The sequence below is a fragment of the Sedimentibacter sp. genome, assembly GCF_033447055.1.
Classification (GTDB): Bacteria; Bacillota; Clostridia; order Tissierellales; family Sedimentibacteraceae; genus Sedimentibacter.
In genome coordinates this window covers 1-8469 of the sequence record NZ_JAWQJF010000148.1, presented here as the reverse complement: position 1 = coordinate 8469, position 8469 = coordinate 1, and the positions used below count along the sequence as shown (strand labels likewise).

Annotated in this window: 8 protein-coding genes; all 8 read right to left on the bottom strand. The window is 34.4% G+C overall.

Annotated elements, in window-relative coordinates; translation table 11 throughout:
* Positions 1 to 771, bottom strand: a 771-nt coding sequence (murD, locus tag SA378_RS10235) for a UDP-N-acetylmuramoyl-L-alanine--D-glutamate ligase (protein ID WP_318525890.1), incomplete at its 3' end; no start/stop codon positions are given.
* Between the two features lie 44 nt (positions 772 to 815).
* The gene (gene mraY / locus SA378_RS10230) at positions 816 to 1787 is read right to left on the bottom strand and encodes a phospho-N-acetylmuramoyl-pentapeptide-transferase (protein ID WP_318525889.1); all 972 of its coding nucleotides are present in this window, start codon (positions 1785 to 1787) and stop codon (positions 816 to 818) included.
* A gap of 10 nt (positions 1788 to 1797) precedes the next feature.
* Positions 1798 to 3288, bottom strand: coding sequence for a UDP-N-acetylmuramoyl-L-alanyl-D-glutamate--2,6-diaminopimelate ligase (locus tag SA378_RS10225; RefSeq protein WP_318525888.1), 1491 nt, complete (start codon positions 3286 to 3288; stop codon positions 1798 to 1800).
* Positions 3289 to 3369: 81 nt separating this feature from the next.
* Positions 3370 to 5493, bottom strand: a complete 2124-nt coding sequence (locus SA378_RS10220) for a penicillin-binding transpeptidase domain-containing protein (protein WP_318525887.1) — start codon at positions 5491 to 5493, stop codon at positions 3370 to 3372.
* A 12-nt stretch (positions 5494 to 5505) separates the two neighbouring features.
* Entirely contained in the window at positions 5506 to 5985 is a 480-nt protein-coding gene (locus SA378_RS10215; RefSeq protein ID WP_318525886.1) for a cell division protein FtsL, read from the bottom strand.
* Between the two features lie 4 nt (positions 5986 to 5989).
* Positions 5990 to 6919: a 16S rRNA (cytosine(1402)-N(4))-methyltransferase RsmH gene (gene rsmH / locus SA378_RS10210; RefSeq protein WP_318525885.1), complete on the bottom strand. Its 930-nt coding sequence runs from the start codon at positions 6917 to 6919 to the stop codon at positions 5990 to 5992.
* Positions 6920 to 6931: 12 nt separating this feature from the next.
* Complete coding sequence (gene mraZ / locus SA378_RS10205) at positions 6932 to 7369, bottom strand: division/cell wall cluster transcriptional repressor MraZ (RefSeq protein ID WP_318525884.1); 438 nt, start codon at positions 7367 to 7369, stop codon at positions 6932 to 6934.
* A gap of 181 nt (positions 7370 to 7550) precedes the next feature.
* Positions 7551 to 8285 (bottom strand): prolipoprotein diacylglyceryl transferase, encoded by a 735-nt coding sequence (lgt, locus tag SA378_RS10200; protein WP_318525883.1) that lies wholly within the window; start codon positions 8283 to 8285, stop codon positions 7551 to 7553.
* Positions 8286 to 8469: the final 184 nt, after the last annotated feature.

Here is an 8469-nt window from a genome sequence, read left to right as displayed (position 1 = left end):
GAACATTTTTCCGTTTTGTTCAAAAATACCTTCACTTAGAACACGAGCAGAACTGAAAAATATTTTTTTTGCTTTTATGTTATTAGAATATTCTCTAATAGTACTATCTTCATAATTTAAAACTGCAAAATCATTTTCATCCTGATTTATTACATTTTTAAATTTAGCTTCGATATAATTTTCCAGGGTATGATGATAATCCAAATGGTCAGGAGTAATGTTTGTAAGAACACTTACGTGAGGTTTATACTCATGAGTTCCTGCAAGCTGAAAACTGCTCACTTCTACTACAAGTACATCTCCTTCTTTGGAGTTCAAAGCATCATCAAACATTCCAAAACCGATATTTCCTGTAACTTTGTATGTTTTTGAACTTTCTTTCATAATTTCGCCAATAAGCGTAGTAGTTGTAGTTTTGCCATTTGTGCCTGAAACAGAAATAATTGAAGCTTTGGTAACTTTATAAGCGGCTTCAATATCACTGATTATTTTAATATTCTTCTCAAGTAATTTTACAATAATGGGTACTTCGTACTTAATTCCGGGACTCTTTATAGCAAAATCCAACGCTTCAATTTCTATTTTTTGTATTTCATCATTGCCAAAAAAATATTCGGCCTCGATTGTTCCAAGCTCTTTTAATTTTTCAGTTAATTTTTCTCTTGGTGATTCATCGAAAACATATATTTTCGCACCTAGTTTATTTAAAGCTTTTACACTAGACATGCCGGAAATACCAAGTCCAACTACAAGTACTTTTTTATTTTCCATCTATTGTTCCTCTTTTCTAAAAAGCCCATTATTATTTTATGTTGCTATATTGAATAAATGCCTAAAAATGCCAATACAACTGTTACAATCCAAAAAACACCTACGACCTTTGTTTCTTTCCATCCGCACATTTCAAAGTGATGGTGAAGTGGTGCCATTTTAAATATTCTTCTTTTTGTTCTCTTGTAATGTAAAACTTGAATTATTACTGAAAGTGCCTCTGCAAAATAAATTCCGCCTATTATTGGTATTAATAAAACCATGTTAGAAACAACAGCAACTGCTGATACAGCTCCTCCCAAGGCAAGGGAACCTGTATCCCCCATAAATACTTTTGCAGGATTTGCATTGTGCCTTAGAAATCCCAAACACGCTCCCGCTACTGCACTTATTATTGCTACTCCTTGAAAAATTGCATTCGTATCTCTCAGACTATTTGTTACTAAACTGAAGGTTGCCATTACTATGAGTGTAACTCCTGTATTAAGACCATCTAATCCATCCGTTAAATTTACTGCATTCACAGTTCCTAAAATTACAAACACTACAAATGGTATATACAATACACCCAAATCAATAAATGCATTTGCAAACGGAATTAATAATTTTGTTCCATGAACGCTGTACTTCGAGCCATAAATTGCTAACAATACAGCAAAAATAACCTGGCCTAAAATCTTTTGATATGCTCTTAAGCCTAAGTTTCGCTTAAGAACAACTTTTATGTAATCATCTAAAAAACCTATAAATCCAAAACCAATTATAAAAAATAACACAGCCCATATTTCTTGTGTATAATAACCGCTTGTAGCAATTGCAATTATAACTGCCAAAACAATTATTATCCCACCCATAGTTGGTGTACCTGATTTGCTGTAGTGAGACTTAGGCCCTTCCTCTCGGATGCTTTGTCCAACTTTTAGGCGTTTCAACATAGGAATTACAACCGGTCCAAGAAACAGTGCTATTAGAAAAGATACAATTATTACTCTTATTATTTGTCCGCTGTCTTGCATTTTAAACTCCTTAGTTAATGTCCCTTAATCCTCGTTTTTTCTCTACATCTCTTATTGCCATCTTTGCAATGGATCCTTCATCATATGGTACTTTTTCTGTTCCCATATCCTGATAAGGCTCCGTAGATTTTCCCGCTAACAATATTACATCTCTTTTCTTGCAATTGTCAATAGCATAATATATGGCTTTGTCACGTTCCACAATAATCGTGTACTTGCCGCCAGACTTTTCTACGCCTTTTGATATTTCAACGCATATGTCGTAAGGATCTTCAAATCTTGGATTATCAGAAGTCAAAATGCTTAAGTCGCAATATTTTCCCGAAATTTCTCCCATTGGAGCACGTCTTGACAAATCTCTTTCACCGCCTGCTCCAAACATTACTATTTTTCTTCCCTGTGCAAACTCATTTATAGTATCCATTACTTTTTGAAGCCCATCAGGAGTGTGTGCAAAATCAAGTATTATTGTGCAGTCAAGATTGTTTTCCAATATTTCAAATCTTCCTTTTACTCCTTTTATTCTCTCAAATGCGGAAATAATATCATCAATATTAACACCAAGTACATATGCAGCTCCCAGCGCTCCCAAAGAATTAAGAACACTGAATTTCCCCGGTGTGTTAACATGAACTTTCTTATCAACACCCATTATGTTTAAATCGAATGTTGTTCCTTTCATAGTGGTTACAAGATTTGAAGCTTTAATATCAGCATCATTGTCAATTCCTATAGAAACAGCCTTTACTCCGTCTTGAATCAATTCCTTGTAAAGTCTTTCACCATATGGATCATCCACATTAATGATGTTGTTTGTCTTTGCTATATAAAATAATTTTTTCTTAGCTAAATAATAGTTTTCCATTGTTTCATGGAAATCAAGATGATCTCTTGTAAGATTAGTAAATATTCCCACATCAATAGAAACATTATCAACTCTGTTCAGTTCAAGCGCATGGGATGATACTTCCATAAAACAGTGAGCAACATTGTTTTCTAACATCTTTGCTAAATAATGCTGTATGTCGGCAGCTTCCGGTGTAGTATTGTCAATTTTTGTTTTTTCATCGTCTATTAATACTCCCATCGTTCCGATTATTCCTGATTTTTCGCCTAAATAATCATATATTCCCTTCAGCAGATATGTAGTGCTGGTTTTGCCGTTAGTACCTGTTACTCCTGTTATGTTTAATTTTTCTGATGGGCAATCATAAATAATATTTGCTGCAGGAGCCATTGATTCTCTTGGTGATTTGACAATAATAAAATTGCTTTTTTCTTTAACATCATCAGGTACATGGTCGCACATAACAGCTGAAGCACCGTTTTTCAAAGCACTGTCAATGAATTTATGGCCATCTGAAGTGTATCCTTTTATGGCAACAAAAATATCACCTTTTTTAGCTTTTCGCGAATCATTGGTAATGCCTGTTATTTCTACATCGTCATTTCCTATGTAACTTTCATAATCTATTTTTTTAAGCAAATTTTTAATTTCCATATTATTGCTCCCTTTTTAAAGTGTATGTTATTATATGCAATTTTATCATAATTAAATACGGAACGCAATGCGTTCCGTCGTCTAGTTCAAAATTAATGTGACAACAGAATTTTTTACAACTTTTTCTCCTGCTTTAGGAAATTGAGATTTAACAATTCTATCAGCCTCTACTTCAATAGTTACATTACTTTCCAGTCCCGCATTAATTAATTTGTCAGTTGCTTCTGCTATTGTAAGTCCTAATAAATCCGGCACTGTCACAGTCTGTATTTCAACTTTACCCAGTTCTTCTTCTGTATATACAGGTTCAACATCATAATACTTCATGATGTTTTCTAATAAATCTGCTGCAACGGGGCCGGCAACAATACTTCCGTAATAACCTATGCTTCGGTCCGGTTCATCAACCATTACAAGAGCAACAGCCTTCGGATCATCCACCGGTGCTACTCCAATAAACGAAGATATAAATTTTCCATCTTCATATCGTCCATTTATAACTTTTTGTGCAGTTCCTGATTTTCCACCTATTCTGTATCCCGCCCTGTATGCTTGCTTTGTTCCTGCCTCTGCAGATTCTCTCATTATCTGAAGCATAATTTTCGAAGTTTCATCAGAAATAACTTTTCTTCTCACAACTGTTTCAAAATTCTTTACTATATTTCCTTCCTCATCAATAAGCTGCTTAACAATTCTTGGCTCCATTAAATTTCCGCCGTTTGTAATTGCAGATACTGCTCCAACCAGCTGTATTGGAGTAATTGCAACTCCTTGACCAAAAGCTTGAGTAACGACATCAACATCCTTCATGTTTTCTGGTTCCTTAATAAGTCCAAGAGCTTCTCCGTTTAATTTAATGCCCGATTGCTCTTCAAATCCGAATGCTTTAAGATATTTATAAAACGCATCCTTTCCTATATCTAGTCCTATTTGCGCCAACGCATCGTTGCATGAATTTTGTATTGCTTCAGACAAAGTCTGTTCTCCATGAGGTCTGTAATATCTCCAACACTTGATGTTCTCATTTGGAATTTGTCTAACATATCCATCGCAGAAATATGTAGACTCTAACGTAGCTGCATTTTCTTCAAGGGCAACTGATGCAGTTATAAGCTTGAATGTTGAACCAGGTTCGTAAATGTCATTGACTGCAGGATTTCTCCACATGTCAAACCATGCTTTTTGCAAATCTTCATTTGACAAATTTGCCCATTCAGCTTCAATTTTTTCGTCCACAGGTATTTTCGGATCATTAGGGTCGTAATCAGGTTTTGATGCCATTGCAAGAATATCCCCGGTATTTGGATCCATTACCACAATTGTAGCTCTTTTGGCATTATAGTCACTCAACACCTTTTCGGCACCAGACTCAGCATAATGCTGTATTACTTCATCTATAGTAAGCACCACTCCCAAACCATCATGAGACTCATAATATTCGTTGTATCCAAATGGAAGCTCTCTTCCGTAAGCATCAGTATTAACAACCATCCTTCCGGGAACTCCAGTTAAATAATCATTATAAGTAGCCTCCACTCCATAAAGACCATCCTGATCAACATTTGTAAAACCTACTACATACGGAGCAAAATCACCATAAGGATACACTCTTTTGTTATCTTCTATGATATTTATTCCGCTCAAGCCTTTATCTCTTATTTGCTGTGCTTGTTCATCAGTAATCCATTTTTTTAGCACAACATATGAATAATCCGAAGTGATTTTTTCAAGAACTTCAGCATAATCCATTTCTAATATTTCAGCTAATATTTCAGCTGTTTCTTCCGGTGTATTTGTATTTACAGGAATATCTTCCGCTGCAGTCTTACCTTCCGAAAACATGGATTTGTTCATTCTTTTTAGAATACCAGTTAAAAAACCTTCATCTTCTTCTGTTTCTGCTTCATCTTCAGCAGTTTTTACACTTTTTTTAACATCGGCAGGAAAGCATGTCACAGTGCTGGAATTTACACTCACTGCAAGCTTTTTACCCTTTGCATCATATATTGTTCCCCTTTTGGCACTGATTGAAATATCCCTCGACCAATTTTCCATTGCTTGTTTCTTGTATTCTTCACCATCTATAATTTGTATAAACCCAAGTCTTATTACCAATGCTATTGTAACTAAAAAAAAGCAAAGCAAAAATACCAACATTCTTTTTTTATTTTGAAGGTTAGTACTGCTTTTAATATGTTTTTTCATATGGCAACCCCCTTATCTAATGAAGCTAACTACCTTGTCTAAAAATCCTATAAGCAAATTTTGATTTTCTTTTGCTAATACATTAGTTTCATCATCAGTAGTTGTATCAGAATTTCCATATGCAAAGTCAACAAAAACGGTTTGTTTCCTCGTAGGATAATTCATTCCTAAATAAGTTTTAGCCATTTCTTCAATACTGTTAGTGTTTTTTATACTCTCCAAAGCGATGTTGTATTGATCAACGTCATTATTAAGATCAGCTATTTCCACATTTAATGTATTAAGTTCCATTTGCTTATCTGTAATGACAGCATAATTATAAACTATTAATATTCCAAGTATAAATGTTATAGCAATCATAGCTGTGTTTTTAAAGTTCTCTATAACATTACTATTTTTCTTATTTCTTTTTATTCGCTTTTTATTTGGAGAATATACTAAAGCTTCTTGTCCATAATCAAACTCGATAGCTTCTTTTCTCAAAGCTGACATAGATCTACACCCTTTCCCCTATTCTTAATTTTGCACTGTGTGCTCTTCGATTTTCTACTAATTCTTCATCCGAAGGAATAATTGGTTTCCTTGTTATTATTTTCAACTTGCGCCTGTGATCACATACACATTTCGGAAATTCCGGCGGACAAATACAATCTTTAAACAAATCTGCAAATACATTTTTTATGATTCTGTCTTCAAGAGAATGAAATGTAATGACACATATTCTGCCGCCTTTATTCAAACAATCAACAGCATCCCTCATTGTATTTTCAAGTATTTCCAATTCTCTGTTAACTTCAATTCTTATCGCTTGAAATGTACGCTTTGCCGGATGAGAACCTTCCTGCCTCACTTGTTTTGGTATTGCTTTTTTTATTATAGTTACAAGCTGGCCGGTAGTTTCAATAAATTCCTGTTCTCTTTCCCGAACAATGAATTTAGCGATTCTTGCAGCCCATTTTTCCTCTCCATACTCCCAAATAATACGAGAAAGTTCATTTTCTTCATAACCATTTACAATATGTCTTGCTGTGGTTGTCTGATTTTTATCCATTCTCATATCTAGAGGCATATCATAATTATAACTGAATCCTCTCTCGGGTATGTCTAACTGAAAAGAAGAAACCCCCAAGTCAAATATAATGCCGTCTATTTTTTCAATATTTAAATCACGCAATACTTCTTTAATATTGCTGAAATTATTTTTCACCGGTATGAAATTATTATAATCCTTTAATTTTTCAGTTGCTCTTTCAATGGCATAATCATCTTGGTCTATACCGATTACTTTGCCATTAATTGCTCTTTTAATTATTTCCTGAGTATGTCCTCCCCCACCTAAGGTAGCATCAACATAAATTCCATCAGGCTTAATACAAAGTCCATCAATTGCTTCATTTAACAGAACCGATGTGTGTTTATAATCCATGTAACCTCTCCTTTATAATCCTATCCCCAAATCTGACATTTTTTCCGCAATGCTGTCAAAATCAAATTCGTCGTTGTTAGAATAATCGTTCCAACTGTCTTTATTCCAAATTTCGATTCTGTCTATAACCCCTATTATAGCAGCATCCGTATTCAGCTCGCTGAAATCACGTAGTGATGGCGGCACTAATATTCTTCCCTGTTTATCAAAAGAACATTCACTAAATCCAGAAACAAAACGTCTTAAGAAAAATCTTTCCTGTTTGTTGAAGGTAGATAGATTTCGAAGTTTACCAACAAATTCTGTCCATGTTTCAATAGGATAAACGAATAAACATTTATCCAACCCTTTTCCAATATAGAACGTTTCTCCTAGTTCATTTCTAAATTTTGAAGGAATTATTACTCTTCCTTTTTCATCAAATGAATGTATGTACTCACCAGTAAACATTTTCTACCACCTACTGGGCATATTATACCACAATGTGGGTGAAAAGCGCCACTATTATTTTAATAAAAACGAAAAAATTTTTAAAAAAACCCCAAGGGACGGACCTTTTTGAGACTAGTCTCAAAAAGGTCCGTCCCTTGGGGTTCCCCTGGGGTTGCTGGGGCTGGGGTTGCTGATTTTGTCAAAGTGTTTTTTTCTTTTTTAAATACACTAGCAGCAAGACACCTATTAGTATTGAACCGAGGCTTATGAGCTGTGCTACTCGCATTCCCAAGAACATTAAACTGTCGGTTCTCATTCCTTCAACAATAAATCTTCCTGCTGAATATAATATCAGGTAAAGGCCCAGCACTTGGCCTTCTGTAGTTTTTTTGTTTTTTCTGAACCACATTAAAAATATAAATATAGAAAAATCTATAATTGATTCATATAAAAAAGTTGGATGCACTTTTTGACCATTGACCATAATTCCCCACGGCAAAGTTGTAGGTCCTCCAAACGCTTCCTGATTTACAAAATTCCCCCATCTTCCTATTGCCTGACCAAGTGCAACACTTGGCATAACAATATCAAGAAGTTGAAGTACATTGATTTTTCTTTTCCTACAAAACAAAAAACCTACAATAACACCTACAATGAGAGCGCCATGAATTGCCAGTCCGCCATTTCTGATATTAATAATCTCATTTAGATTCTTACTGTAATAATCCCATGAAAATATAACATAGTACGCTCTTGCTCCCACTATGGCAGAAGGTATTGCATACAATAAAAAGTCCAATAAATTATCTTCCTTAAACCCTATTCTTTTGCACTCTCTTAAAGCAAAAAATACTCCTAAAAGCACTCCAAGAGATATTAATACTCCATACCACATTATTTCAATTCCAAATATTCTAAACGCTACCGGATCCATATTCCCTCCTAATTTCGAAGCTGTCATTCATTATATAATTATATTTTTCATTCGTCAAACAAAAACTCAAGTACCTGGTACTTGAGTTTTTGTTATCTATCTAAGTGTTGCGCCAAACTTACTTTCCAGAATTTGAAGAATTTTATTGTGAATATTTTCAACTTCTTTTTCTTTTAGCGTACGT

Bases quoted from the DNA above. Each gene is read 5' to 3' on its own strand.
- SA378_RS10225 (WP_318525888.1), bottom strand. From the start codon at position 3,288: ATGGAAATTAAAAATTTGCTTAAAAAAATAGATTATGAAAGTTACATA.
- mraY (WP_318525889.1), bottom strand. From the start codon at position 1,787: ATGCAAGACAGCGGACAAATAATAAGAGTAATAATTGTATCTTTTCTA.
- mraZ (WP_318525884.1), bottom strand. From the start codon at position 7,369: ATGTTTACTGGTGAGTACATACATTCATTTGATGAAAAAGGAAGAGTA.
- rsmH (WP_318525885.1), bottom strand. From the start codon at position 6,919: ATGGATTATAAACACACATCGGTTCTGTTAAATGAAGCAATTGATGGA.
- SA378_RS10215 (WP_318525886.1), bottom strand. From the start codon at position 5,985: ATGTCAGCTTTGAGAAAAGAAGCTATCGAGTTTGATTATGGACAAGAA.
- lgt (WP_318525883.1), bottom strand. From the start codon at position 8,285: ATGGATCCGGTAGCGTTTAGAATATTTGGAATTGAAATAATGTGGTAT.
- SA378_RS10220 (WP_318525887.1), bottom strand. From the start codon at position 5,493: ATGAAAAAACATATTAAAAGCAGTACTAACCTTCAAAATAAAAAAAGA.